30 protein-coding genes are annotated in these 26,340 nt (G+C 44.8%); 15 read left to right on the top strand and 15 right to left on the bottom strand.

Annotated elements, in window-relative coordinates:
• Positions 1–61: 61 nt before the first annotated feature.
• From R7Z78_RS17165 to vscN, 10 genes are all read right to left on the bottom strand, one after another.
• Positions 62–964, bottom strand: a complete 903-nt coding sequence (locus R7Z78_RS17165) for a DMT family transporter (RefSeq protein WP_373924825.1) — start codon at positions 962–964, stop codon at positions 62–64.
• Positions 965–1,070: 106 nt separating this feature from the next.
• Entirely contained in the window at positions 1,071–1,781 is a 711-nt protein-coding gene (locus R7Z78_RS17160; protein ID WP_031781101.1) for a helix-turn-helix domain-containing protein, read from the bottom strand.
• Between the two features lie 102 nt (positions 1,782–1,883).
• Positions 1,884–2,933, bottom strand: a complete 1,050-nt coding sequence (gene vscU / locus R7Z78_RS17155; protein WP_042523790.1) for a SctU family type III secretion system export apparatus subunit VscU — start codon at positions 2,931–2,933, stop codon at positions 1,884–1,886.
• Between the two features lie 15 nt (positions 2,934–2,948).
• Positions 2,949–3,734, bottom strand: coding sequence for a type III secretion system export apparatus subunit SctT (gene sctT / locus R7Z78_RS17150; RefSeq protein WP_053307011.1), 786 nt, complete (start codon positions 3,732–3,734; stop codon positions 2,949–2,951).
• Positions 3,731–3,997 carry a SctS family type III secretion system export apparatus subunit VscS gene (gene vscS, locus R7Z78_RS17145; protein ID WP_005377227.1) on the bottom strand — a complete coding sequence of 89 codons (267 nt, stop codon included), beginning with the start codon at positions 3,995–3,997 and terminating at the stop codon, positions 3,731–3,733. Before vscS ends, sctT begins: the two co-directional genes overlap by 4 nt.
• Before the next feature lie 13 nt (positions 3,998–4,010).
• Complete coding sequence (vscR, locus tag R7Z78_RS17140; protein ID WP_005377232.1) at positions 4,011–4,661, bottom strand: SctR family type III secretion system export apparatus subunit VscR; 651 nt, start codon at positions 4,659–4,661, stop codon at positions 4,011–4,013.
• Positions 4,658–5,626, bottom strand: coding sequence for a SctQ family type III secretion system cytoplasmic ring protein VscQ (gene vscQ / locus R7Z78_RS17135; RefSeq protein WP_017634547.1), 969 nt, complete (start codon positions 5,624–5,626; stop codon positions 4,658–4,660). The genes vscR and vscQ overlap by 4 nt, the downstream gene beginning before the upstream one ends.
• Positions 5,623–6,828, bottom strand: coding sequence for a type III secretion system needle length determinant (locus tag R7Z78_RS17130; RefSeq protein WP_053307012.1), 1,206 nt, complete (start codon positions 6,826–6,828; stop codon positions 5,623–5,625). Before R7Z78_RS17130 ends, vscQ begins: the two co-directional genes overlap by 4 nt.
• Before the next feature lie 9 nt (positions 6,829–6,837).
• Positions 6,838–7,299 carry a type III secretion protein gene (locus R7Z78_RS17125; RefSeq protein ID WP_053307013.1) on the bottom strand — a complete coding sequence of 154 codons (462 nt, stop codon included), beginning with the start codon at positions 7,297–7,299 and terminating at the stop codon, positions 6,838–6,840.
• Positions 7,296–8,618 carry a SctN family type III secretion system ATPase VscN gene (vscN, locus tag R7Z78_RS17120; protein ID WP_053307053.1) on the bottom strand — a complete coding sequence of 441 codons (1,323 nt, stop codon included), beginning with the start codon at positions 8,616–8,618 and terminating at the stop codon, positions 7,296–7,298. Before vscN ends, R7Z78_RS17125 begins: the two co-directional genes overlap by 4 nt.
• Positions 8,619–8,803: 185 nt before the next feature.
• Between vscN and sctW the strand changes: the two genes are divergently transcribed.
• The 14 genes from sctW (at position 8,804) to R7Z78_RS17050 (ending at position 20,416) form a co-directional block, all read left to right on the top strand.
• Positions 8,804–9,697: a type III secretion system gatekeeper subunit SctW gene (sctW, locus tag R7Z78_RS17115; RefSeq protein WP_017821331.1), complete on the top strand. Its 894-nt coding sequence runs from the start codon at positions 8,804–8,806 to the stop codon at positions 9,695–9,697.
• A complete protein-coding gene (locus tag R7Z78_RS17110) occupies positions 9,678–9,962 on the top strand; it encodes a TyeA family type III secretion system gatekeeper subunit (RefSeq protein ID WP_054576989.1) in 285 nt (94 codons plus the stop codon). The genes sctW and R7Z78_RS17110 overlap by 20 nt, the downstream gene beginning before the upstream one ends.
• On the top strand, positions 9,949–10,323 hold the full coding sequence (gene sycN / locus R7Z78_RS17105) for a type III secretion chaperone SycN (RefSeq protein WP_104975354.1): 375 nt from the start codon (positions 9,949–9,951) through the stop codon (positions 10,321–10,323). The genes R7Z78_RS17110 and sycN overlap by 14 nt, the downstream gene beginning before the upstream one ends.
• Positions 10,320–10,697, top strand: coding sequence for a type III secretion system protein VscX (gene vscX / locus R7Z78_RS17100; protein WP_054701657.1), 378 nt, complete (start codon positions 10,320–10,322; stop codon positions 10,695–10,697). Before sycN ends, vscX begins: the two co-directional genes overlap by 4 nt.
• Positions 10,698–10,702: 5 nt before the next feature.
• Positions 10,703–11,044 (top strand): type III secretion system chaperone VscY, encoded by a 342-nt coding sequence (vscY, locus tag R7Z78_RS17095; RefSeq protein ID WP_005377248.1) that lies wholly within the window; start codon positions 10,703–10,705, stop codon positions 11,042–11,044.
• Complete coding sequence (vcrD, locus tag R7Z78_RS17090; protein ID WP_104975353.1) at positions 11,028–13,154, top strand: SctV family type III secretion system export apparatus subunit VcrD; 2,127 nt, start codon at positions 11,028–11,030, stop codon at positions 13,152–13,154. The genes vscY and vcrD overlap by 17 nt, the downstream gene beginning before the upstream one ends.
• A complete protein-coding gene (locus tag R7Z78_RS17085) occupies positions 13,154–13,567 on the top strand; it encodes an LcrR family type III secretion system chaperone (RefSeq protein ID WP_005377252.1) in 414 nt (137 codons plus the stop codon). The genes vcrD and R7Z78_RS17085 overlap by 1 nt, the downstream gene beginning before the upstream one ends.
• A 60-nt stretch (positions 13,568–13,627) precedes the next feature.
• Positions 13,628–13,912: an LcrG family type III secretion system chaperone gene (locus R7Z78_RS17080; protein ID WP_005395092.1), complete on the top strand. Its 285-nt coding sequence runs from the start codon at positions 13,628–13,630 to the stop codon at positions 13,910–13,912.
• A 10-nt stretch (positions 13,913–13,922) separates the two neighbouring features.
• Positions 13,923–15,746 carry a virulence-associated V antigen gene (locus R7Z78_RS17075; protein WP_104975352.1) on the top strand — a complete coding sequence of 608 codons (1,824 nt, stop codon included), beginning with the start codon at positions 13,923–13,925 and terminating at the stop codon, positions 15,744–15,746.
• Between the two features lie 12 nt (positions 15,747–15,758).
• The gene (gene vcrH, locus R7Z78_RS17070) at positions 15,759–16,244 is read left to right on the top strand and encodes a SycD/LcrH family type III secretion system chaperone VcrH (RefSeq protein WP_005377258.1); all 486 of its coding nucleotides are present in this window, start codon (positions 15,759–15,761) and stop codon (positions 16,242–16,244) included.
• A gap of 7 nt (positions 16,245–16,251) precedes the next feature.
• Positions 16,252–17,451, top strand: coding sequence for a type III secretion system translocon subunit VopB (gene vopB, locus R7Z78_RS17065; RefSeq protein WP_017634540.1), 1,200 nt, complete (start codon positions 16,252–16,254; stop codon positions 17,449–17,451).
• Positions 17,452–17,461: 10 nt separating this feature from the next.
• On the top strand, positions 17,462–18,466 hold the full coding sequence (gene vopD / locus R7Z78_RS17060) for a type III secretion system translocon subunit VopD (RefSeq protein ID WP_005377262.1): 1,005 nt from the start codon (positions 17,462–17,464) through the stop codon (positions 18,464–18,466).
• Positions 18,467–18,819: 353 nt separating this feature from the next.
• Positions 18,820–19,185, top strand: a complete 366-nt coding sequence (locus tag R7Z78_RS17055) for a hypothetical protein (RefSeq protein ID WP_017821699.1) — start codon at positions 18,820–18,822, stop codon at positions 19,183–19,185.
• A gap of 259 nt (positions 19,186–19,444) precedes the next feature.
• Positions 19,445–20,416 carry a TAXI family TRAP transporter solute-binding subunit gene (locus R7Z78_RS17050; protein ID WP_104975351.1) on the top strand — a complete coding sequence of 324 codons (972 nt, stop codon included), beginning with the start codon at positions 19,445–19,447 and terminating at the stop codon, positions 20,414–20,416.
• Positions 20,417–20,709: 293 nt separating this feature from the next.
• On the opposite strand, the gene R7Z78_RS17045 is transcribed toward R7Z78_RS17050, so the two are convergent.
• From R7Z78_RS17045 to R7Z78_RS17025, 5 genes are all read right to left on the bottom strand, one after another.
• The gene (locus R7Z78_RS17045; protein ID WP_169644087.1) at positions 20,710–21,480 is read right to left on the bottom strand and encodes a sulfite exporter TauE/SafE family protein; all 771 of its coding nucleotides are present in this window, start codon (positions 21,478–21,480) and stop codon (positions 20,710–20,712) included.
• 81 nt (positions 21,481–21,561) lie between these two features.
• Positions 21,562–22,077 carry an adenylate kinase gene (locus tag R7Z78_RS17040; protein WP_054728525.1) on the bottom strand — a complete coding sequence of 172 codons (516 nt, stop codon included), beginning with the start codon at positions 22,075–22,077 and terminating at the stop codon, positions 21,562–21,564.
• A gap of 279 nt (positions 22,078–22,356) precedes the next feature.
• Positions 22,357–23,883: a tripartite tricarboxylate transporter permease gene (locus R7Z78_RS17035; RefSeq protein ID WP_005388177.1), complete on the bottom strand. Its 1,527-nt coding sequence runs from the start codon at positions 23,881–23,883 to the stop codon at positions 22,357–22,359.
• Positions 23,884–23,902: 19 nt separating this feature from the next.
• On the bottom strand, positions 23,903–24,397 hold the full coding sequence (locus tag R7Z78_RS17030) for a tripartite tricarboxylate transporter TctB family protein (RefSeq protein WP_033906154.1): 495 nt from the start codon (positions 24,395–24,397) through the stop codon (positions 23,903–23,905).
• Between the two features lie 237 nt (positions 24,398–24,634).
• On the bottom strand, positions 24,635–25,606 hold the full coding sequence (locus R7Z78_RS17025) for a tripartite tricarboxylate transporter substrate binding protein (RefSeq protein ID WP_005388181.1): 972 nt from the start codon (positions 25,604–25,606) through the stop codon (positions 24,635–24,637).
• Between the two features lie 266 nt (positions 25,607–25,872).
• On the opposite strand from R7Z78_RS17025, the gene R7Z78_RS17020 reads away from it, so the two are divergent.
• Complete coding sequence (locus R7Z78_RS17020; RefSeq protein ID WP_169644085.1) at positions 25,873–26,271, top strand: GFA family protein; 399 nt, start codon at positions 25,873–25,875, stop codon at positions 26,269–26,271.
• Positions 26,272–26,340: the final 69 nt, after the last annotated feature.

The raw sequence follows: 26,340 nt of genomic DNA, 5'->3' as shown, positions 1-26,340 counted from the left end.
CTGCTCCTTACTTTATCTACCGTCAGCGTTCCTTTTTGGGGCTGGCTCATGTCCATTGAATTTAACTTTTCGACTGAAGAAACAAACACACAAGTGTCAACGTTATACCAACCCAACCAATGAAAGAAATTTCTTCCCCAACAATCGCAACTGCTAGTGCTGCTGCGATAACAGGTTCAAATAGCGTGAGTATGCTAGCTCCACTGGCTGTAACAAACCGTAGCCCAAACCCAAAAGCGACGTAACCTAACCCCATTGGAATCAAGGCCATGTAGAGCATGACCGTCGTATTAGTTGATGATGCAAATAGATTATCGCCCGTGATGAAAAGTGTTGGTAGAAGCAAAACTCCACCAATACCAAAAACACTTCCCATGGCTGTTTGCGATTCAATGCCGTGGTCAATCATAGTCTTTACTCCCCATGAGTAAATGGCGTACGTCAAACCTGCCAATAGGCCAAGTAATACACCCCAATGCTTCATATCATGATCAAATAAGCTATTTGCGGATGACTCAGAAGCCAACAACAAGGTAATGCCAATGACCCCGATTGCGAAACTCATCATCCAGCGCTTGGTTATGGTCTGATTTCGGCTAAAGAGACACTCTAACAAAGCAGAAAAGAAAGGTGCAGTGGAGATAGAAACAACCGTACCAATAGCCACACCGGCGAATCGCATTGATGAATAAAAAGCCAGTGGGTAGGTGGCTAAGGCGATAATACTAACCAGTAACGTTTTCTTCTTATGTACGACTTTTCGAAAATCTCTCTTCAGTGACTTCGCAGACAGACATGCTTGCATAAATCCACCAATACCCATAGAAAATGCGCCAATGGCGAGAGCACTGACATTCGGTGCCAAGCTGGCAGCGGTGCCCGTCGTTCCCCACAGGGTTGAAGCAAAAAGTATGGATAAAGTTCCTAATTGATAGTCGGTGAAATGTTTTTTTAACACTGTAATTTCTACCTAGTGAATGGCTGTTTTAGGGTAGAAAGAATAAAAGAAAGCGATAGAGATTTTTGTGCTGAAAAGACGGAATACTTGTTCCAGAGGACTATTTTAGTGACTACCGGGAAAACTCTCTAGGAGACATGCCAAAATGCATTGAAAACCGTCGACTAAACGCGGAAAGGTCACTATAGCCAACTCGTTCAGCTATCAACTGAACTGGAAGGTCTGTATGAGTCAGTAGTGCTTTGGCTTTTTCCATACGTTGTAATGTAATGTATTTATGAACGCTCACTTTTAGCTGCTCTTTAAAAAGCTTTTTAAACTGCGTCGGACTCAAGCAAGCGGCATTCGCTAATGAGGCAATGGTGAGTGGCTGATCAAGCTGCTCGGCGATCACAACCTGTACATCTCGAATACGCGAATCTACGGAGCGAGACCGCTTTTGTTGCTCCAGCAACAGATAGAAGGTTGCAACCATTGAGTTTTCAATTTCATCATTAACCTGATACTCAAGCTGTTTTTCGACAAACTGGATAAAGCTCAGTAGAGGCGGGCTAATCGAAAACACAGCCACACTACTATCCATCAAATGAGTGGGCAAAGTGGTCATATCCGCAACAATAAAGCGTGATGACTCTTCGGCATTAAAACCGTGAGCACAACTTTTGGGGATGACTATGCAGTCGCCAACCGCCACCTTTCCGACATAACTATCCATATCAATATGTATGTTGCCCTGGAGAGGAAGCACCAGTTGATGATAATCACTATGAGTATGTCGGCTCATACGTTTCGTGTAGGAGCGAATGCTTAAGCTAGATTTCATAAAAACAACATACAGTTAAAGGATACCGCATTATAGCGTTGAAAGTATCGAGGTTGAAAGCTGGGCAGTTGTAAGCCCAGATCTTGAATGGGATGTGGTTTGTCAGTCCGCCTCGGACTCTAACGAGGCCAACCAACGAAGCACTTCCGCAGTTGCTTCAATAAGATCGCTTGGGATGTACTGGTCGACGTTGCCGTCGGCGTATAGTGCACGAGCAAGAGGGACTTTTTGCATCACAGGAACGCCTTCTTCTTTAGCGATTGCGACCATACGTTTGGCTACCGCCTCGGTTTCCATCAAAGTGATGACGGGCAGGGGCGTTTCGCCTTTCTTGTAATAAAGGCCAACCGCGATATGTGTTGGGTTTGTAACTAATACATTAGAACGTTTAACGTTTTCGCGCTGATTGGAGGCTTGTAGCTCTTGGTGCAACTGACGACGTTTGCTTTTTATTTCTGGACTGCCTTCCATCTCTTTGTATTCGCGCTTCACTTCGTCCTTGCTCATTTTGAGCTTTTTCGTGTGATCAAATTTCTGGTACGCAAAATCTGCGGCAGCGATGACGATGAAGCCTACCGAAGAGATAATCATTAATTGTTTAATCATGACGCCAGTAATGGTCGGGACACATTCTAGCCCACAAGTTGGAATTTGCATTAAAGCGTTGATGTTACCGCGTAATGTCACCCAGATAATGCAGGAAAGAAGAGAGACTTTAAGGATCGACTTGATAAACTCAATCACACTCTTGAGGGAAAAAATGCGTTTGGCCCCTTCGACGGGATTGATCTTTTTGATGTCGGGTTTAACGGATTCACCACTAAATAGGAAGCCGAACTGCCCCATATTGGAAAAGATGGCGACGAGTGCAGCAACCAGAATAATCGGGGCGAGTAGATAGGCAATTTCTTTTGCGATGGCAATAGCGACATCGACTAGCGCATCTTGGAAACCCTGATAAGCAAGCTTACTTGGTAGTAGAATAAGCGCTGAGATGTGCGACATGTAATAATCGGCGAACGCAAACAGTACAATTATGAGCGCCAAAATTAATGCAGACGATACGATTTCTTGGCTTTTGGCAACCTGACCTTTCTGTCGAGCATCGCGTAACTTTTTTGCGGTGGGTTGCTCTGTTTTTTCTGCACTCATAAAGAATCCTAAGCGTTATTGCCAAATGGTATTGAGTTGTTCTGCGAATCGGGTAATGCCGTAAAACTGTACTTCAAAGTGATCCATCATTATTCCGAGATACACGATCAGTAAAACACTCGCGATGGCACTTTTTATTGGCATGGCAAGGAAAAAAACATTCAATTGCGGTGCAAAACGACTGATAAGCGCCAGACCAAACTCAGCAAGAAACATTGCCAACACTAATGGAGCGGACATCAACACACCAAGCCACATAAGCTGTTCAAATTGCGCGTAGAAGAAGCTCACCCATGCGTCGCTAACGGTTGGGAAAAAGTCCACGATCGGCCAAGATGTATAGCTTTTGAATAACGCATAGATAAAAGTGACAAAGCCCCCGCCAGAGAAGAACAGGGTAATCAACGTTTGGGTCAGTAATACCGCTGTTGGTGTGGATTGTGAGCCTAGCGTTGGGTTAAACATACTTGCCATGGCAGCCCCACGTTGGTTGTCGACCAGAAAACCGGCCGCTTCTATCGCCCAAAAAGGGATAGCAGCAACAAACCCTATCAATAGCCCAATTAATACCTCCTTACCCAAAATCACTATCAGCAAAATGCCGTCGGTTTCTGCAGGCAAGCTTTGCTGATTAATCATCGGAAATATAAACAGCGCGAGTGAGCAAAGTACACCATTTCTCACCATGGTGCCGCCTAGCATTTGCTTGCTCAAAATAGGCAAAAAGATGAAGCATGCCATTAACCGAGGTAACGTCAGGCTGTACAAAAATAAAGCCTGGTGTAAGTCGTGATAACTCATCGTATTTGAGGAATTTTATCCATAGCAAGCGAGGCGAAGGCGTGGAGCTCTGCCCCTAGCCATTGCGTTGTGACGAACAGCGTAATAATGACCGCGATAAGCTTGACCACAAAGCCTAACGTTTGTTCTTGGACCTGAGTTAACGCCTGAATAAGCGACACCAATGTACCAACCAATGCTGCGACTAAAATCGGCGGTAATGACAAGTACAACACTAGGGTTAATGCTTGAGTCGTGAAATGAATGATTTCAGCAGAATGCATACTTTCTCCGTGATTAACCGTAACTCAACACTAAGCCGTGGGTGAGCTTTGTCCAGCCGTCAAGCAAGACAAAAAGCAACAATTTGAAGGGGAGGGAAATCGTCATTGGCGATACCATCATCATCCCCATCGCGAGTAGGATATTCGACACAATTAGGTCAATAGCGATGAACGGTAAGTACAACAGAAAGCCAATTTCAAAAGCGCGAGTAAGCTCGCTGACGGTAAATGCGGGCAGTAAGAGCAATAAACTGTCCGACTCTAAACGGTCTACGTACTTCTGTGGCCACAATGTGCGTGCAGCATCAGTGAAGAATATGGCTTCGGTTTCCCGAATATGCTTTTTCAAAAATTCTCGATAAGGCTGTAAACCGCTTTCAATGAGGCCTTCTACACTTGCAGAATCTTCAAGGGAGATATCATGCTGCTTTACGTAGTCGTAGGTTTCAAACCCGACGGGAGCCATGATGAAAATTGACAAAATAATAGCCAATCCGTAAAGCGCCATATTCGGCGGAATTTGCTGTACACCGAGAGCGTTACGCAACAGTGAGAATACAACGGCGAGTTTCACAAACGACGTCGCCATCATGGCGATAAATGGGATCAGTGCCAGCAGTGCTAAGCTGACAATGAGATTGAGCTCGTCGGGTAACTGGATCATGCTGGCTCCTGCGTGCCACCGAACAGCTCCAGTACGCGCACACCTAAATGTTCGTTAACATTAACCAGTTCACACTCACCAATGATTTTGCCGTTGGCACGCAATGTTACCGGCTTAGATACAGGCTGGTTTAGCTCGAATACGTACCCTGGCTGAAGCTGGTTAAGCTGCTCTAGCGTGATGGTTTGATGGCCGATATCAAACGTGAGTTCCACAGGCAGTTGCTGGTGGTCGGTTAACATTTCTGAAGTGTTTACGTCATTCATATTGGTTTCTTTTTCCATAATGTGAAGAGTTTGGTCATCCAGTTGGCAGCGCCAGAGATTCTGGTTAGATACTTGAAAAATGGCTTGTTGCTTGGCGATGTAACCATCGTCAAAAAAGATGACATCTCCCAGCTCGAGCGAATTAAATTCGCTTAACGTCAAATGGGTCCTTCCAAGACTTAACCACACAGGTAAAGCGAGGTGTCGAGCTTGTAGAGCAGCGCTGTTTGGTAGCGCATCCAACAACACGTCTGATCCTTCGCTAACCCACAAACAAAGAGAGCCGTTAGGCTTATTGAGGGTTAACATTAAAGTATGCTCTTGGGCCTGGCTCGCCTCTAACGGCTGTAGTTGACTAAGAATGGGTAACTGACCAAATAGCGCTTTGATTGCCTCACTATGCGGTTCTATCTGTGAGCTCAAAAGTGCTAACTGGAGGGAGTTAGGCAGGGACTCAAACGCAGTAGCATTTAAGGTCGATTTCAGCCAATGTTGGAGCTGCGCACGAGAAAAGTCTACTTGTAGGGTTTGCCCTCCAATCAACGTGGTTAAACGGAACCCTTCAAATGAAGGGATTTGAGCAACAGTAATCGATACGCTCTGACCATCAGTCCCTTGGAAGTGGCACTGTTTTGCACAAAGTTGATTGCTGAGCGCGATACTTTCTGCATCCACTTTGGGTATTATTAACGGCGTCATAGGTCATTCTCCGCTTGCCATTCTTCATACACGCTGCGTTGTTGGCGTGAGTGTTGTTGTTCATGTTGTTGTTGATCGAGCTGTTGAGTTTGTTCGCTGATCGCTAAGCGAAGTGGCTGCTCACCGCAGAATCGGTTTAGCCGTTCAGCAAGATCTTGTCTAGCTTGCTGGCTAATAATGGAAAGGGCATGCTCTTGTCGAATCGTCACGCTATACCCTTGAGCGTCCAACTTGATGTGGATTTCGCCACCTTTTAATTGTCCTTCACTTAGAAACAGCCGAACCTCTTTGTTGTCCGATGCGGTTGGCAGAGCAACATAGATTTTGTCCACCAATTGCTGGAGTAATTGGTTTACGTCTCGCGTTGGGCTTGGTTGAGCCTGCGAAGCAACACTTTTTAGGATGACATCGCCTTGTGTTACCGCACTTGCAAAGGGTTGAGAAGGTACTTTTTCTTCATCCGTTTTCACGGCGACTAGTGCGCTTTTCGTCACGATTTTTTCAAGAGGCTTGGTTTCAGGCAGGCCACCAGTTTGGTCTGATCGTTTGCCTGTATTCTGTAGCGGCGGAGTTGCACGCTTATTGTGCGTTTTTTCAGTTTGCCTTTTCGTTAAGCCAACAATGTTAATCCCATCTTGAGCGAGCTCTGTCGCTGTCGCATTTTGGGGGAGCAAGCCAGATTCAAGCGTAGAGAGATACTCCGGCGAGGTATGTTTATCCATCGGCGTCGGTTTATCATCTTTCAAATGAGCTTGAAAGTGAGGATCAACACGCTCGGTAGAAGGGGATCTTAGAACTGTGTCGCCATCGATTTTTCCATCATGTTTAAGCAATTTATTGTTTTTGCTAATTATTTCTTCGCTATTTGCTGCGTCGTCTTGCGATTTCTCTATATCTCTCTTACTGACGACGTCACTTTGACCTTTTAAAGTGGAGATGTTTTTGTCAGCGTTGGCTTCTTGGTTCGATAGGTTAAGTTTCTTATCTAGACCTTGAGATGTCTTATGCCTTAGCGGTATGTCTTCTTCGCCAGTATGATTTTTTTGGGGATTCCCAACGATAGACTCCTTTCCCTTGCTAGGCTTCTTCGTCATTGCATGCTCGAATTGTGATTGAAGCTCGGCCTCCTTCTCGAGAGGCGCTTGTTCCGGCGTTGATTTGTGCAGCGTATTCGATGTTTCAGTTGTTGGGGTAATGCGCATAGTGAACCTTTAGATAATGTCGACAGTGCGAAACTCTTCCTGTTCGAGTTCTTCTTGGTATTGCCTTTCTCGCGATTTGTCCGCGACTTCTTGTTGCTGCAACTGAACGAATTTTTCTTTGGTTTTATGGGCTTGTCGCGCCTCTTTTTGCTTTTCTTTAAGTGCCGAGCGTTCGATTTCAAGCGCTTTTTTTGACTCGGCCACACGTTGTTTAAGTTCGGCTTCTCTCTCTCTTAACAACGCGATTTCTTGTCTTAATGTTTCTAGCTCTTTGAGAACGAGCGTTTGTTGTTTTGCTTTAGCAAAACGTCGCTCTTCTTCTTCCTGGCGCCAAACGTGATAGTCCGCGACAGAACGTTCGGCCTTTTGAACCTGTGCTGCGGCGTTTGACACTCGGTATTCTTGACGCTTGACGGCTTTATCCGCACGGTCAGCGCGAATTTTTTTGATTTCTAATAAGCGTTCTATCATTGTTTCACCATCCCTTTAAGTTGAGCGATAGCGCCATCAAGATCGCTTGGTTCATGAGTGCCTTGGCGTAAAAAGGCGCATATATCATCACTTTGTGCAATGGCCATATCCGCTCGGCTATCTGCGCCATGTTGGTATTCGCCAATTTTGATTAGCAGTTCAACTTCTTCATACTTAGCTAACATTTCGCGAATATGAGCAGCAGACGCCTGATGATCGGATTCAACGATTTGATTCATCACTCGGCTTGCTGACCGAAGTACATCAATCGCAGGGTAATGGTTCATTGCGGCAAGTTTACGCGAGAGAATGATGTGCCCATCTAAAATGGAGCGAGTTTCATCCGCGACAGGCTCTGTCATGTCGTCACCTTCCACCAACACGGTGTACAGTGCTGTAATTGATCCTTTGTCTGATTGTCCAGCTCGTTCCATCAGCTTTGGCAAAGCGGCAAAAACGGAAGGCGGATAGCCACGTCGTGTTGGTGGCTCGCCTGCGGCTAGTCCAATCTCCCTCTGTGCGCGGGCGAAACGCGTTACAGAATCCATCAGCAGTAGCACGCGTTTACCTTGGTCACGAAAATATTCTGCGATAGAAGTGGCAACAAAAGCGGCTTTGGCGCGCTCCATTGCTGGGCGATCAGAGGTAGCGACCACTAAAACCGATTTGGCCATTCCTTCTTCGCCTAGGTCATGCTCAATAAACTCGCGCACTTCGCGTCCGCGTTCACCAATTAAGGCGAGAACGGTCACGTCAACTTCTGCGGAGCGAATCAGTTTAGCCAGTAGGGTACTTTTACCCCCGCCAGCCGCTGCAAAAATACCCATGCGCTGACCTTCACCACAGGTCAGTAGCCCATCAATGGATCGAACGCCAAGAGAGATTGGCTTTTCAATCAGTTTACGTTGCATTGGTGGTGGCGCATCGCGATAAACAGGATACCAAGCACTTGGTTCCTGACTCTGCGTACCATCGAAAGGACGCCCAAGCCCGTCAAGCGTTGTACCTAACAGGTGGTCGCCAACACCCACTTCGTGCATTTTGCCCATTGGGCTTACTTCTGTATTTGAGGAAATCCCAAACATATTTCCTAACGGGGTGAGCAAAGCGTGATGCTGCTGGAAGCCAACCACTTCCGCTAACAAAGACAGAGTTTGATCGGGATTACGCAACTCACACAGTTCACCTACACGAACGCCAGGGACGACAGCTTTGATAATGGTGCCGGTGACTTGTGTAACGCGCCCGCGAATTTGGATCAAACGCGTGTGTTTAATCGCAGATTGTTGGATATCAGTGATGTATGAGAAATCGTTCAAGGTAAAAATATGCGCAATGATTGATGCTGAGAGGATAGAAAGTATAAGAATCAATTTATAGTGAATATCAGTCGGGAGTTTTTAGAAAACTGAAAGCGCACTAAAAAAACACGTCTGATTTTGACAGCTTCAACAAAGCGCACTTCCTATAATTCGCCTGTATTGTGCGGAAGGAGTGCAAGTGAATGAGTATTATCAACAATCATATCGCAACAAATCCAAAGTTTGATGCGTCTATCCAAAACGGGTTGGAATCGTCTCGTCCCGACGTTTCACAAAAAGGCAATTATCGCGGTGAAACCGTCCGTGTTCACAATGCCACACAATCACTTTTTGATGCGATGGAAGAACTCACTTCACTCGGTTCCGAAAAAGCAGAGAAAGATCTGACCAAGCGCAAAGTGAAAGACAGTGGTGTTCGAGTTAATGAAGCACATGAACTCGTTTCGGACTATTTAAGAAAAGTCCCTGATCTTGAAAAGAATCAAAAGATCAAAGATTTGGCTACAAAAATGGCGGGAGGAAATATCTCGACCATCGCGCAATTACAAGCCTACTTGAATGGGTTTTCCGAGGAGAAAAGCCATCAATACCTAGCCCTAAAAGCCGTTAAAAAGTTTTTGAGTGCGAGTCCAGAAAGTAAACACCTACTAGCGCTGATTGACCAAGCACTTCTAAGAATCGAGCAAAACCCAGATACATGGTCTCAAATTGATACGGAAATCCGTGTCTCAAATTTTGCTGATGAATACAGCCAAGAGCAAGAGTTTAGCTCTTTGCATCAGCTGCGCGGCTTCTACCGCGATACCGTTCATAGTTATCAAGGGCTCGGCGCGGCTTATCAAGATGTAGTAGCGCGCTTTGGTGAGCAGGAGGTATCGACCGCTGTTGACTTTATGCTGCAAGGCATGAGTGCAGATCTTAGTGTTCAAGGTAGCAGTATCGACTCGGTTAAGTTGCAGTGGTTGATGTCCGATATGCAAAAACTCAAAACTCTAAATACGTTGCAAGATCGTGTGAGTCAGCTGTTCCAAATGTTTAAACCGGAAAGGACGAATTATGGCTTATCAAGTTTCTAATTTGATGGCTGATGTGATTGCGTTGGTAGAGCAGCGATGGGTAAGCAGTGATGAGATATGGAAAGTCGCCAACGCAATGGAATTGACGGCGGTAGAACAAAAAATCGATTTTTTTCGAGAGTTTCATAAGTTAGTTCGCGCAATCCCAATTGACGTATTCGCCGATGATGAACAACGACAGAATTTAATCCAAGCGGTACAAAAGGCGCTAGACGAAGCCATTGATATAGAAGAAGAGGAAGCGTGGGAAGATGAGTTGGATTGATGCATCCGTCGATGAATTTTGCCGAGGAATGGGGCTCTATGCCGTCGATTTCTCATCAGCTGGACGGGTGCAGCTGGATTTTGAGCAAAGTGGTACGCTGCATATTGAGCGACAGGGTGAGCAGTTATTCTTGATGTTGTCTCGAGCGTTATCTTGGCATCAAACCAGTGACATGATTCAAAGTGCACTGTGTTTGTGTCATGCCGATCAAGGCTGGCCTTTCGAAATTAAAACCGGCTTGTTAGATGAGCAAACTCTGGTTTTTTCAGCAAGGCTAAAAGGAGAAGAAGTAACACTGCCGACCTTAGAGCAAGCGTTTACGCTTTTGGCTCGTCTGCATAACGATGTGGCAGGCTCATGACTCGAGTCAGCACTTTAAACGTAGGCATCGAAGCCTTTACGCATGTTACTCATAGTGAAGTTAAGGCCGATTTCCCAGAGCGATTTCAATTGCTTCCTGATGGTCAGGCGGTCGCTACACATTTAGAGAAGCTCTATGACCTCCGGCCTTCAGACCAATATCTCATCGCGTTAACTAAGCCCAAGCTGCTGCACTCAGAGTTGTTGCGTCCAGAAAAATACCGTCAACAATTTGATGAAACGTTGGCTCAGATGCAAGTTCTTGCACAGGATTCAGGCTCCGCTTCTTTTATCAAAGCATCCGAAACGCTACAAAGTACGCAACTAGATCAGCGTTACCTCACTATGGCGCTCAATCTCCTTATTCAGGTCTAACCAACATGTTGAGATCCAAAGACATTGAACTCTTACTTGTTCATGCTGCGCTACAAGTTCAATACCAAAAGCCAGAGCATGCCATTTCTATTCTCGATGCGGTTCTAGAAATAGAACCGCAGCACAAAGAGGCGATGCAAACACTTGCTGTGGCGTGTTTACAAAGTGGTCGATATACCCGGGCGATTGAGGTGTGTGAGCACTTATTAAAATCTGACCTTCATCCTGACTCGGCAGGACTCTGGTTTTGTTTAAGCCAAGCGCGTTGGAAACAAAATGACGTCGATGGCGCCCGTCAAGCGCACCGACGCTATCTGCAATCTTTAAATAGTGAATCACATGAATAAGTTGATCGATATTCTAAACAAAGTAGGGCAACGCAAAGACATCATGCTTGCGGTGATGTTACTCGCGATCGTCTTTATGATGATATTGCCACTTCCTACCGCACTGGTGGATGTGCTGATTGGCACCAACATGAGCATTGCGGTGGTGCTGCTTATGTTAGCGATTTACATCACCACGCCACTTGAGTTCTCTGCATTTCCTGCGGTGCTATTGATCACGACATTGTTTCGTCTGTCTTTATCTATCACGACAACCCGCTTGATCTTGCTACAAGGCGATGCTGGTCAAATCGTTTATACATTCGGTAACTTCGTTGTGGGCGGTAACTTAGTGGTCGGTATCGTTGTGTTCCTGATCATTACCATTGTTCAGTTTATGGTGATCACCAAAGGCTCAGAGAGGGTAGCAGAAGTTAGTGCGCGCTTCTCACTCGATGCGATGCCTGGTAAGCAGATGAGTATTGACGGTGACATGCGTGCCGGAGTAATTGACGTACACGAAGCTAGGCACCGACGATCACTGATTGAAAAAGAAAGCCAAATGTATGGCTCGATGGATGGCGCGATGAAGTTCGTTAAAGGCGACTCCATTGCGGGTCTGGTCATCATTGTGGTCAACATCTTAGGTGGCGTCACGATCGGGGTAACGCAAAAAGGCATGAGTGCTTCTGAAGCACTTGAATTGTTTGCGATTTTGACCGTTGGCGATGGTTTGGTATCGCAGATCCCGGCACTCTTTATCGCGATTACCGCCGGTATTATCGTGACGCGTGTTTCTCATGAAGATTCTTCTGATCTTGGGTCGGACATTGGTGGGCAGGTCATTGCTCAGCCACGTGCGCTTCTTATTGGTGGTGTGCTTTTGGTGCTGTTCGCACTCATCCCTGGGTTTCCAAAAATCACTTTTCTGGTCTTGGCCGCCGTGGTTGGTGGTGGTGGTTTCTTCCTTTTCTATCAACAGAAAAAACAAGCGGAATCAGATAGCACCGACTTATCAAGCTTTGTTTCGCAAGGGGCCGGTTCGCCAGCAGCGAAGCCAAACAAACCCACTCCATCTAGAAACAGTAAAGGCAAATTAGGTGAGCAAGAAGAGTTTGCCATGACGGTCCCACTCTTGATCGATCTTGACGCGAGCCTTCAGGAAAGCTTGGAAGCGGTCGCATTAAATGAAGAGCTAGCAAGGGTTAGACGCGCACTATATCTCGACCTAGGCGTGCCTTTCCCAGGCATCCACCTGCGCTTTAACGAGGGGATGCAAAATGGCGAGTACTTAATTCAGTTACAAGAAGTCCCGGTTGCACGAGGACGAATTGTTAAAGATCAACTCTTGGTGACAGAAGGGAATGAACAGATCGATTTATTAGGCGTGCCTTATGAGCAAGATGAAGATTTTCTACCTGGTATTTCTAGCATTTGGGTGGCACAGAGTTATGATCAAAAACTCGTAGCCAGTCATGTAGGTTTTCTCACACCCGACAGAATTTTAACGTACCACTTGTCTCATGTTCTTAAGGAGTACGCGCAAGACTTTATTGGTATTCAGGAGACGCGTTATCTGTTGGAGCAGATGGAAGGCAGTTATTCGGAGCTAGTCAAAGAGGCCCAGCGTATTGTTCCGTTGCAAAAAATGACGGAAATCTTGCAACGCTTGGTTTCTGAAGACATTTCTATCCGAAACCTTCGCGTGATCTTGGAAGCGATGGTTGAGTGGGGCCAAAAAGAGAAAGATGTTGTACAGCTGACGGAGTACATTCGTTCCAGCTTAAAACGTTACATTTGCTACAAATACGCGAGCGGACAAAACATGTTGCCCGCTTACTTATTGGATCAAAGTCTCGAAGACACAATACGCAGCGGTATTCGTCAAACCTCAGCAGGGAGTTACTTGGCGTTAGACCCGTCAGTAACGCAACAATTTGTCAGTGATGTGAAACAAACCATTGGTGACTTAAGCCGCATGCCGAATAAACCTGTGCTAGTTGTGTCTATGGATGTACGCCGATATGTGCGAAAGCTTATTGAATCGGAATACTACGATCTGCCCGTTTTGTCATTTCAAGAACTAACCCAGCAAATCAATATTCAGCCACTTGGAAGGGTGGGGATGTAATGAAAACAAAACTAATACTCTCGCTGGCGCAAGCGGGGATCGAAGTGACGCCATACTTTTGGCAACAAAGTGAAATTCAACTTGGTTATCGAATTGAAGTTGAAGGCTTAGAGCTCGTTTTTCGGGTGGAGGACGGTGAAATCATCATCGTTCTTCTGAAACGCGTTCGTCCAAAATTGGGGTTGAGTAACCCCTTTGCCGGCTTATTTCTCTTGGCTGAACATGCCATTCAACTTTATCCCTCCGATTGGGTCATTCGCGGCAACGTCGATGTGTTACGTGGTAGCAACATGAGCAGCCAGCGATTGGCACAGTTCTATCTAAAAGCATGCGGTGCAAGCCATGATGAGCTAGAAGACTGGTACTGTTTACGCCTAGCAGATTATAGACCTTTGAAAAAGTTGAAAAAGTAAAAACTCGCGACTGTTACTGACAGCACCGATGAGATGACCCGCTTTAAGATAGGAATCAAGATGAAGCAACCGTTTACCGATGCGATTGAGAACGCTGAGCTTGCCATTAGAAAAGCTGAAGACAGAACCGATATTTTTAACGAGCTATTGGAAGGCTTAGGTGTTGGTCCTGTTGCGGGTGATGTTTTACTTGGCGGCATAAAAGCACCAGTAGATACCATGAAACGTGCAGAGCAAGAGCTAATAGACGAAGTCCAGCGCCGCCGGCAACAACAAAATCAGCTACAAGGTACGTCAGGTAAACGCAGAAAGCGTCCCACAGTGATGCGCGGCATGATGATTTAGAGGTTTGGAAATGACGAATATGAAAACGACTGGCTCTACGACAGGAGCAACAGACACAGCTGCGAGTAGTGCACCATTACCCACTTTCCAACAAAACTTGATAGAGGCATTTACCCCTGTACTGGGTGAAGCAGAGACTCTGCAACTTGCCTCGATAGTCTCTTCATTGCCAACTATCTCGGGACAAACGGAATCACAAAGCATCGCGCTTTATGTTGATACGCTTGAAAACCTAAAAGCGAAAAATAACGCGTTTGCTGGTATATCATTGACCGACACCGCATCTGTTTGGCTAAAGTCGCTACAAAGTGCTAACTCAGATGGCGAATTAACCGCAGCCGAGTTTAATGCTCAAACAAACCAAACGCTATCAAATCAGTTTCAGGCTTGGTTTAGTCAGTTACTGACGGACAATGTAGATAGCTCGTTATCTACTGAGTTTGTTAGTCAATTCAATTTGGGGACTCAGAGTAACCAAGCGGAGCAGATCGCCAACCTCTCCGAGACAGGTCTGGCTAATGCCACCAAAGAAATTTCTCTTTTTGTTGCAGAGCTTGCTAATCAAATGAGCTCCCGTGAAGTGAGAGATGCTTCTATTTCTTTTCTTCGCAATGCCTTTAGTAGCTTAGGTTCCGTTAATCTCGCGCAACTGAAGAGCTCGGATTTCCTGTTGACTAAAGAGAGTTTCGCTCTTCAAGTCTCAGCTCAATTAAAAAGTAGTTTTCAAGGCATCGGTATTACTTTAAGCACCGATGACGCAAGTGCGCTAGCTAGCAGAATTACCTGGACTCCTGGTATTTCTAAACAGCAGCTTAAAGAAGCGTTAGATGAAATGGCCGCTCAAGTGAAAGGCCAATATAGCGCAGCTTATGGTGAGGCGAGTGGAACGAACAATCTAAAAGCAGCACTTAATACTGTCATTGGTGGAACTGAGCCTTTGACCCTTTCTAGTCTGTTCGCCAACTTCGCGGTGAGTTTAACAAATATAGAAATCGACGACTTTTACCAGGACAGAGCGATAGCCGATGTCCAAAAGACACAAATAACGGCAGCTCAAGTTAATTTGATCAAAGAAAACACCGAACGAGATATCCGATTACAGTTTGAAAAAATAGTAAAAGGTGAATCTATCGGGGCTTCATTTACTGAGCGATACGAGGCATTGCGCAAGAACTTAGGGGCATTGAAAGAGCGTCTACTCAATATCACCGATAAAGAGAAAGCGGATCGCGAGGTGAGAGCAGAGCACTCTCTAACGGCTCGTGATTTGTTGGCCGTTGTTGAGTCCAGCATTGGAGACCGTTTTGATGAGCAAGTGCTGCTTGCACTAAATGAGCGTCGTGTTAACCGTTTAGAGAAACGTAATGACCAGAAAGAGGCATTAGAGGATCTCACAATACAGCTTAAAGTTTTTGGTGTTGTGCAATCAAAAATTCACTCTACGCAAAGTGTTGATGGGGTTTATAAACCGGGATATCCAGAAAGTAACTTCAAAGCGAGTGACTTTAACTACAGCAATCAAACGGATTTTGAAGCTTCACCTGAGTACAAGTATTTGACGGATAATAAAATAACAAACCATCGAGACTTCCTTCAAACACAAGGTATTACTATCGGTGATGGTGCGTCGTACCAAGACGAAGAGAAGTCTAAAAAACTGTCTAATTTTTCTAGTTCTGTCAGTGCTAAATCCAAGTTGCTTAACGATGAAGTGCAAATCAAAACCACTGAGCTGAACGACACCAGTTCTCAATACAACTCGACCGTTGAAGCGATGAACAAGTTTGTTCAGAAGTACCACAGTATTTTACAAGAAATCCTACGAGCCATTTAAGGATAACCAACCATGACTAAAACAAACGCGACCGATCCATCCCAAATGCAAGCAGAAGAGCTGCTGTCTTTTCTGGAAGAGGGAGGCACGCTAAAAATGTTGCACGATGTGTCTCAGGACACCATCGAACACATTTATGCCGTAGGTTACAACTTTTTCCAATCGGGAAAGATTGAGCAAGCAGCGAAAGTATTTCAATTACTCAGCATGCTTGATCATTATCAGGCGCGATTTTTCATTGGCCTTGGCGCGGCTCGTCAGGAGTTGGGTGAGTATCTGCAGGCAATAGACGCCTACAGCTACGCAGCGCTAGTGGACGTAAATGATCCACGCCCACCTTTTCACTCTGCTGAATGTCACCTGAAACTGGAACAACTGACAGAAGCAGAGAGTGGGTTTTACAGCGCGAAGGAGATGTCTGCCGGAAAATCACAATATGCAGATTTGCATGAGCGTGCAGGCATCATGTTAGAAGCGGTGAGAAATAAAAAGGAGTAATTAGACTATGAGTTCTATTGCACTTGACCGCATCCAGACACAGGTTTATAGCCCTGAATCTGGCCAAGCCACGTTAGATAACGTGCAGAAAACGGCGCCTACAGCGACGCCTTCTGTGACGGTAGAAAACGTGAAGAGTAAAGATGCAGATGTACTGAACACCGGAAAAGTAAAAGTTCAGTTAGATGCACCTAACGCAGCTGTTAGTGACAAAGTGAATGATTTGACGCTAAAAGCCATGGCACAGCTGCAAAAGATCGTCGATACCATTGCAAAATCTCTCCATGCAGTTGCAGACCAAACAGGTTCGATTGCCGTCAAAATCATCGCAGGATCTGCTGATGATTTTGAAGTAGAGCTTGCTGCTATCACGGATAAACTGAAAAGTGCTCAAAACGAGCTGAAAATTCAGGAAGTGAAGGTCGCAAAAGCTAAGCACGAAAAAGAGATGGTGGAAAACCAAGACAAAATCAAAGAATCGGAAGCCGCTGCAAAAGAAGCCCAAAAATCAGGCTTAGCAGCGAAGATCTTTGGTTGGATCAGTGCGGTGGTTTCTATTGTTGTTGGTGCCGTAATGGTGGCAACGGGTGTTGGTGCAGCAGCCGGTGCACTTATGATCGCTGGTGGCGTTATGGGAGCAGTGAGCATGGCGCTGCAAGAGCCAGCCGTTCAAGATGCGCTAAAAGAAGCGGGCATAAATGTCGATGTGCTAAACAAAGTCGTAATGGCATTAGAAATCGCCGTCGCGGTTATCGGAGCTGTTGTGACGTTTGGTGGTGCAGCAGCTGGCGGTATCGCGAAACTTGCAGCAAAAGGTGCTGGTAAGGTAGCTCAAAAGGTCACGGAAATCGCTACGAAAGCCGCTGCAAACATGGCGAAAGTGGCGGATATGGGCACAAAAGCTGCGACAACAACAGCGAAAGCGATTCGTTATGGCGCAGAAACCGTCGATCTTGCCGTCAATGTGGGTAAAGGCGCAACGGACAGTGTCCATGCTGCTAACAATGCTCACGTGACAGAGATTCAGGCTGATATCACAGACCTTCGAGCCAAAATGACGTTAAGCCAGGCTGTCATTGATAAGCTCAAAGAAGAGATTGGTAAGTTGATGGAAGACTTCCAAGAGCTGATGAGCCTCATCATGCAAATGATTCAAGCGAAAAGTGAAACTATGCAAACGGTGTTAAGCCGTCCTGCAACGGTATAAGGAGTTTATTATGCTAGATAAAGTAGGCGGAACGGGTCGTGGTGAACTATACGGTTTAGGCGATACCATTAAAACCAACAAAGCAGAAAAAGCGCCGGAAACAAAGCTTGAAGCGGGCGCCGTTAAAAGCCAAAGTGAGTCAGGTGTTTCTGGTGCAGCACGCTACCAGTTAGAGACGCCTAAAGCTCCTACAGTGAGTAACCAAGCTCAAGTTGTTGCAAACCTAATGAGCGCTCTTGCACCGACGGTGAGCTCATTAATGAGCACAACGATGAAAGCGCTTAACGGTGAGGAGGTGATCAAGTCACCATCAGATGCGGTATCACAATCGTTGACGCTATTAACATTGTTGTATCAAGTATCAAAGCTGAGCCGTGAGCAGCAAGTGCTACAACGTGAAATTGCTGTTGAAGCAAACGTCGCGAGTTTAGAAAGCCAAGCGGCAGAACTAAACAACTCGGCAAGCGCGATGATCGCGATGGCAGTCGTTTCGGGTGTACTAGCGGGTGCTACCGCAATTATTGGTGCCCTTGGTTCTTTCAAAGCAGGGAAAGAAATCAAGAATGAAATGGCGAGCAATAATGTACTTAAAACGCAAAAAGCTGGCTTCGATCAAGCAGAAGAGTTATTAAATAACAATAGCTTGTCTAAAACGCAGCAAGATCAGGTTAAGCGTGCGCACTCACTAGCGAAAGACAATATCGCAGACACGACAGCGCAGCTGACAAGTGGTGGCCGTAAGTTCGATAAGTTGATGAGCTCAAACCAAGCGAAGAACGCGATTCTTCAAGCTTTGGGCCAGATGGCAAACTCAGCATCGAATGTAGAGCAAACCAAAGCGCAAGCGCGCAGCAAAGATGATGAAGTACAAGCGACTCGCGCACAAGCAGCCAAACAGAAAGCCGATGAAAACATTGGTTTCCAAGAAGGCTTATTGAAAGAGCTACGTGATTTGTTCCGTTCTATCTCAGATAGCCAGAACCAAGCGTGGCGAGCATCAGTCCCAACGGTGTAACCATCCGTTTCACTAACTACAAAGCGTTGTTTATACAACGCTTTTTTTATTTCAGCTATCTAAACTAGATACGGATATTTACTGGGTGATTTGTTTGTAAAGCAATATAACGTAGTGAGTTACATTGCATAAAAGTTACTGTTTTTGTTGAACTCAGCTCAAAGCTAACAACTTCATAGTAGCCTTGTTGCGTAAAATTAAGTTAAAGTGCCATTATTATTCACAAAAAGTGTGTTTAAGAATTTTTTGTAGTGAAGGGTGTAATTAGATACTCAATAACAAAATATGGTAGTTCGACTGGTGAGTATTTGGGAACAGAATTATATAAAACTCAACTTAATAAGTAGTCGAAGATGGAAGATATCAGTTTAGCATCAGATTTAGTGATTTATCTGACTACGGTTGGAATTTTAGGTATATTTGCTTGGTTTTTGTTTGTTATTTATTTGAAATCCAAGTGGTTGAAGTATCTTGAAGATGCTCTTGATAATGGAGTTCGATACTACACTCTGAATATATTCTTATCAGGTCACGGAGTACTACAATATGGAACTGTTTTTCTGAGCACTTTTCATGCGAAACGATATAAAATGTTAGAGAAGAGGGATAAGGTTCCAATTCATATTCAACGATTGTTTGTTCTCTCATTCGTATTATTTATTTCAAGTACATCATGTCTTCTGGCTGGAGTTATAACTCATCATATTTATATAGAATAAAGGTTATTTAACAAGATTATAGTAATTTGACCTGAGTATTTCTATTTAATAGATAATTTAGAATGGACATATCAGTCTAAAGATTTAATTTTCTAGACTATACGGTTTACGCTTATATAGAGCCATTATATAACGGCAGAATATGCCAATAAAATGGTGATTACTAAGCTAACCGCCAAGGATGAGAACTCAAACGTTATCAAATTGTTAACGGTTGCTATACTTAAACGGTCATCAACACAAGTAAAAGGGATGTTCAATGTTTAAGTTTAAGCAAATCGCACTTGCGGCTTCTTTGGCTGCTCTCACAACAGGCTTTTCTGCGTCTGCGGAGGAAACGTTTGTCACGATTGGTACCGGTGGCGTAACAGGGGTTTATTATCCGACTGGTGGCGCTATTTGTCGCTTGGTTAACAAATCGCGAGAAGATCACGGTATCCGTTGTTCGGTAGAAAGTACTGGGGGATCGATTTATAACATCAACACTATTCGTGCTGGTGAATTGGACCTCGGTATCGCGCAATCAGACTGGCAGTATCATGCTTACAAAGGAACCAGTAAGTTTGAAGAAAGCGGGCCTTTTAAAGAGCTACGCGCCGTATTCTCCGTTCATCCAGAACCGTTTACTGTCGTTGCACGTAAAGACGCGAAAATCAAAACTTTTGATGATTTGAAAGGTAAGCGCGTTAACATTGGTAATCCTGGTTCTGGTCAGCGAGGTACTATGGAAGTGCTAATGAACCAGTATGGTTGGAGTAACGACGACTTTAAGCTTGTCTCTGAGTTAAAAGCAGCAGAGCAATCAAAAGCACTTTGTGATAACAAAATTGATGCGATGATTTATACCGTTGGTCACCCAAGTGGAGCGATTAAAGAAGCCACTACGTCGTGTGATAGTAATATCGTAACGGTAGCTGGACCTAATGTAGAAAAACTGGTTGCAGACAACAGCTTCTATCGTGTCGCAAATGTCCCGGGTGGTATGTATCGTGGCACAGATAGTGATGTTCAAACCTTTGGTGTGGGCGCGACGTTTGTTTCTTCTACTGCGGTACCAGAAGATGTGGTTTATAACGTGGTTAAAGCGGTATTTGAAAACTTCGATGATTTCCGCCGTCTCCACCCAGCGTTTGCAAACTTGAAGAAAGAGGAAATGGTAAAAGACGGTTTATCTGCGCCTCTTCACCCAGGTGCGCTCAAATACTACAAAGAAGTAGGGCTGATTAAGTAAGCGTTACCTTCTCTTATTATTGATGTAAAACGCCATCTTTCTCGATCAATGCCACTCGTTTAACTGCGAGTGGCATATTTCTATCTCTCGTCATCCTGTACAGCGACGAAGGAGCGTGATACAGGATCTTCCATCCGAGCACTTTGTGATCAAAATGGTTTCATTAGCCGCTCAGTGTAGTGCTATTAGATTCCTAACCTCGCTGGAGTGACACAAAAAATCGTTAAGCTATCTGCATTAATCTTTCGCGCTGGTGTTTTTGTAGGAGTGTTATCCACTTGTACAAGTTTTGCTTAAACATAAACATCAATGAAAAAGTAGAGAGTGATGAGAATAGAAGAAAGAGCAACAAACCCTTTAACATGATTGGGATTCAGTTGACGAGATACACGAGCTGCAAGATACCCACCTACCAACGTACCGACCAAAACAACACTACCTGTGTGCCAATCAATGGAGCCATTGGCAACAAAAATCACGATAGCAATGAGTGAAACACACGTAGATACGAGCAATTTCAAACCGTTCATTAAATTAATGTCTTGGTGACCAGCTACTACCAGATAACTCAGAACAATAACCCCTAAACCTGCGTTGAAAAAACCACCGTAAGCAGAGACACCAACAAGTAGTAAACCCAACGCGATTGCTCCGAGTATGCCAGCATGTTTGTGCTCTTTCGCGACAGTTTTGATTAGCATTGTTAAACGAGAACCGGTGAGAAAAAGCACGGTGGCAAATAAGAGTAACCAAGGGATGGCTTCCATAAATAGCGATTCTGGCGTGTTGAGCAACAGATATGCTCCGACAGCGCCGCCGATTAAACTGAATGAGACTGTGAACAGCAGTTCATGCTTGTTCTTCATGATCTCTTCTCTGAACCCGACGGCTCCACTAATGTAACCCGCACATGAAGCATATGTGTTTGTTGCGTTAGCCATAATAGGAGGAACACCAACTGCCAATAGAGCCGGAAAAGTAATAAAGCTTCCGCCTCCCGCTATGGAGTTAATGATCCCACCAATTACGCCAGCAATGAATAAAAGTGAGAGTTCTAAAAGCATAAACAATCCTTGTTATGTTCTTTTTCATTGTTAGAGCTTCAGATGATCTAACCTACATGCTCTAATGTTCTGATATGAGGTTTACTTTACCCGCTCTAAAACAAAATTGTTCAGTTCTGTAACGTTTTTGATGACATGAACGGCTTTACTTTGAGAGTACCCTTCGAGGCGATACATAAAGTCATCATTCCAGAATGCGGGGCATTGCTGAAGAACTTTGTAGCTTTGTAACGTTCCTTTCAGTACCGAACTACCATCAGGCCAACCTTCAGGTTTTATGAATAGTCCTTTAAGGAGACGTTTCGTCACAAACCAATAGCTTACGGAGTATGGTAGATCAATATAAATGAGAGTATCGGCTGCATCTAAACGAGCGTTGAAAGAGCTGATCGGTCCAAGGCCATCTATAATCCAACGATCTGAGCTTAGTATATTGCTATGGGCTTCATCAAAAACGTTACGCTCGACGGGATCACCGTTTGGTTTATAGACTATTGAATCTAATTGATGAAGAGGAAGACCGGTAGCAGACGCGATTGCTTTACTTACCGTCGATTTTCCACTGCCGGGTTTACCAAAAACTGCTATTTTTTGCATTGTGACCGCCTCCAAGAGAGCTTTTCCCATACGGTAGAGACAGAAAACCCACCGCTATGGGTGGGTTCGATAAATACTGAGCGCATCAAAAAATCCCACCATTCCTATGGAATGATGATAATTCGTTGGTTAAGTTGCGCTAAGTGTGTGTTCATACAATCACCTTCATATAACGACAGTGATTTGTCAATACCATCTGCACAATAAGCGAACGATTTGGAGGGCGGAAGATAAAGCCATCACGATGGATGGCTTTATCTAGGTTGAAAGAGAAAGCGATTACTGCTCAACGCTGACTGGCTGTGCTTTAAACTTTTGAATCAGCTTTACGATTAGTGGACTTGCCAATACCAATACAGCTAAAACAGTAAAGGTAAGGGTAATAGGACGCTCCCATAGGAAACTCAGTTCTCCATCTGAAATCATTAATGCGCGGCGTAAGTTCTCTTCCATTAATCCTCCAAGGATGAAGCCCAGCAATAAAGGTGCGAGTGGGAAGTTAGCGAGCCGAAGTGCAATGGCAGCCATAGCCACAATCAGCATCACGAACACATCCATAGTATTAAAAGAGACCAAATAAACCCCGGTGATTGAGAAGAATAAAATCATCGGTAGAAGCACCGTTCTTGGAACCGCCAAAAGCTTTGAAATATACGGAATCAACGGTAAGTTCAGGATCACAAGTACGATGTTGCCGAAGTACATGGAAATGATCACTGACCAGAACACATCTGGGTGTTCAACAAACAGGCGAGGGCCAGGTTGAATACCATAAGCGATCAGAGCGCCGAGCATTATTGCTGTTGTACCAGAACCCGGAATACCAAGCGTTAGCAGTGGAACAAATGAACCACTAGACGCTGCGTTGTTTGCTGACTCTGGCGCAACCAAACCACGGATACTGCCTTTACCGAACTCATCCTTTTTCTCTTTAGGTGCGAGGTTGCGCTCCATACCATAGCTTAAAAAAGCAGCAATGGTTGCCCCTGCGCCAGGAAGGACGCCAGTGAAGAAACCTAATATTGAAGAGCGAATTGAAACAGGCGCAACATCTTTGATTTCTTCCTTGGTCACTTTCATTGAGCCAATGTTGCTCAGCTTTTCTTGTTCTTCATCGCTGGTGTCTTTTGATGGTTTAAGAATGCCCATCAATGTTTCACCCAATGCGAATGTTGCCATTGCAAGCAACAAGAAGCTAAAGCCATCCATTAAATCCGTTAAACCGAAGGTAAAGCGTTCAACGCCTACGCCTTTATCGATTCCAACTGTAGATAGCATTAAACCAAGAATGGTCATCATCCACGCTTTGATAACCTGACCTTTCCCCGCAAAAGCCGCGACAGCTGATAACCCAAGTAGCATCAACGCAAAATAGTCCGACGATTGGAAGCTAAGGGAGACGCTAGCCAATGCTGGTGCGGCAACAAGCAACATAATGGCAGATAGCGTACCGCCAGTGAAAGACGAATAAGCTGCCAAAGCTAATGCTTTACCTGCCTGGCCTTTTTGAGCCATTGGGTAGCCGTCGAATGCTGTGACCACGGTTGAAGAACAACCCGGCGCGTTAATTAAAATCGACGATGTAGAGCCACCAAATACCGCACCGTAATAAACACCCGCCATTAAAATAAGGCCAGAGGAGGGCTCTAGGCCATAAGTAATTGGGATCATCAAAGCAATGGCTGAGATCGGCCCAAGTCCAGGTAACATGCCGATAAATGTACCGACGAAGCAACCAACGATCACCATCATAATGTTCATTGGCATTACTGCGGTGGATAAACCTTGTAGAATTCCATCTAACATAATTCAGTCCTTTCTTTGACTACCAGATGGTGAAAATCAAACCCGGTTCGAGATAGATGTCCAAACCTTGAGTGAGTAATAAGTAGAACGCGATCACGAATGGAAACGACGCGCCAAACAGAACGGGTTTACGTCTTTCCCCGAGCAGATAAAAGCCAGCCAATAAAAAGAAGCCAGTAGCTATCACAAAACCTAGATAAGTCAGGCCCACGCCGTAGAGTGCCATTAAAATTAAAAAGGCAATCAGTAACTTCCAATTGAAGGTCAGCACTGCGCCACTTTTTTTATCTGGTTGTCCTGTCACCAGCAGCAGCAAAGAAAGGCCGACACCAACGTAAGTCAGGATGGTTGGCAGAGTACGTGCGGTGAATGGTTCATACTCATCACCTGGAAATAATGGAATCTGCGAGGTTTGATAACCGTAGCAAAGACAGAAGAGTAGAAAGATCATTGCGCCGACGCGGTCACGACAGAGCAAATACTCTTTGGTGAAAAAGTTGGTTGAACGAGGCATATTCAACTCCTAACAAAAGTAAAAAAGACCGCATATGGACGTCAATGAATAAACTAAACCATTAACAATTAAGCATTTCGCTGCTAGTCGAGCCGCTTTGGGTATATAAACAAAGGAGTGTGCATGCCGATTGTCGACAATGTCCATATGCGGTGAAACTTAGAGTGCAAATACATGGGGAAATACCAACCTATGTTATTCATTGAGGTTGGTATCTGAGGGACCCCAATTCGACTGTTACTTCAGGAAGCCTAACTCGCGCATTAAGTCACCCATCTGTTGCTCTTGATCTTCAAGAAACGCGAAGAATGCTTTATCCGCTTTATAGTTGTCGATCCAACCATTGCGGTCTCGAACGACTTGCCATTCGTCGGTGTTATACATTTTAGTAAATGCGGCATTCCATTCATCTAGCTTTTCTTGGCTTGTGCCTGGTGCTGCAAAGAATCCACGCCAGTTAGCAAAGACAGTTTCATTACCATATTCGGTGAGAGTTGGAATGTTAGGCGCAGCTTCTAAACGTTTTGGTGCTGTAATCGCTAACACTTTCACTTGCCCAGACTTAGACATTTCGAGTACTTCACCTAGCCCTGTAGAGAGCAGTTGTGTTTCGCCTGAAAGTAGGGCTGCCATGGCTTTTCCACCTGCATCATAGGCAATGTAACGAACTTTACGCGCATCAAAACCTTCACCTTTGAAAGCTGCTGCTATAACCAAATGATCCATAGAACCACGAGCAGAGCCACCAGCAACCTTCACCTTACGTGGGTTTTCTTTAAAAGCTTTAACGACATCTTCCCAAGAGCTATAAGGAGAATCGGCTGATGTAACAATGGCGCCATAATCGGCAACCGTTGCGGCAACAGGAGTCAAGTCGCGGAAAGATTGTGGGAAGATCCCACTGAGCGAGCGAACGACGATCGGTGTTGAGTTCACCATGAGTGTATCTTCTTGACGATCAGCCGTTTCAATCAAATGTGCGATTGCTTTGCCACCGCCACCACCAGATAGGTTTTGAAATGATACGGTTTCGACGATGTCTGATTTTATTAATACATCACCAGTACCTCGGGCGGTCATGTCCCAACCGCCACCGGCACCTCCAGGGATAAGAAAGTGCATTTTTTCAATATCTGCAGCAAGAGCGTTGAATGAAAATGAAGCTGCGATGATTGAAGCGGCGAGCGTTGGTTTGAGTACCTTTAACATGTTCACGTTCCTTATGTTAGCGACTCTATTTAGTTGAGCCTTATTGTTTTTGCTCAGTTGTCATGCCTTGTAAGCGTTAAAGCTGAACTTGGTGTAAAGGTTAATTAAGTGTTAAATATCTGTCTGTAAAAGAGATATAAAGAGAATATTGAGCATTTCGGTTATTTTGTTCATAAAGTTCACGTCGAGAAGTTGGTGTTAGGTCACGCGGCTTTACGCTTTGGTAGGCCATAATAAAATGACGGAAAATGAACGAGGAAAAGAGAATGAAAGGGACGTGTTTGTGCGGCGCTATTGAAGTGATCGCAGATGCTAAGAATGAAGTGAGTCTATGCCACTGCTCGATGTGTCGAAAATGGTCGAGTGGAGCACTCCATGCTGTGCATTGTGGTCCTAACGTAACGTTTAAGGGGGCCGAGCCAAAGCGTTATCAATCGTCGGACTGGGCGGTGAGAGGTTTTTGTGGCGAATGCGGCACAAACCTTTTCTACCATTTGTTGCCGACAGGTGAGTACATTCTTTCCGCTGGTTTGTTCGATAACCCAGATTTCAAACTCACTTTAGAGATTTTTACCGATGAAAAGCCAGCTTATTATGACCTCAATTCCGCTTCACAAAAGATGACTTCGCAACAAGTCTTTGATCAATTTGTACCTAAAGAATAGTTTTTTATCCGATTATTGTTCGACAGCTGAGCTTTTAGTCTTTAGATCATAAGCTTAAAGGTTTATAAG

This window comes from Vibrio sp. 1167, from assembly GCF_033340375.1.
Classification (GTDB): domain Bacteria; phylum Pseudomonadota; class Gammaproteobacteria; order Enterobacterales; family Vibrionaceae; genus Vibrio; species Vibrio alginolyticus.
Note: the sequence above shows the minus strand (reverse complement) of the source record. Positions and strands in the feature narration are given on the sequence as shown.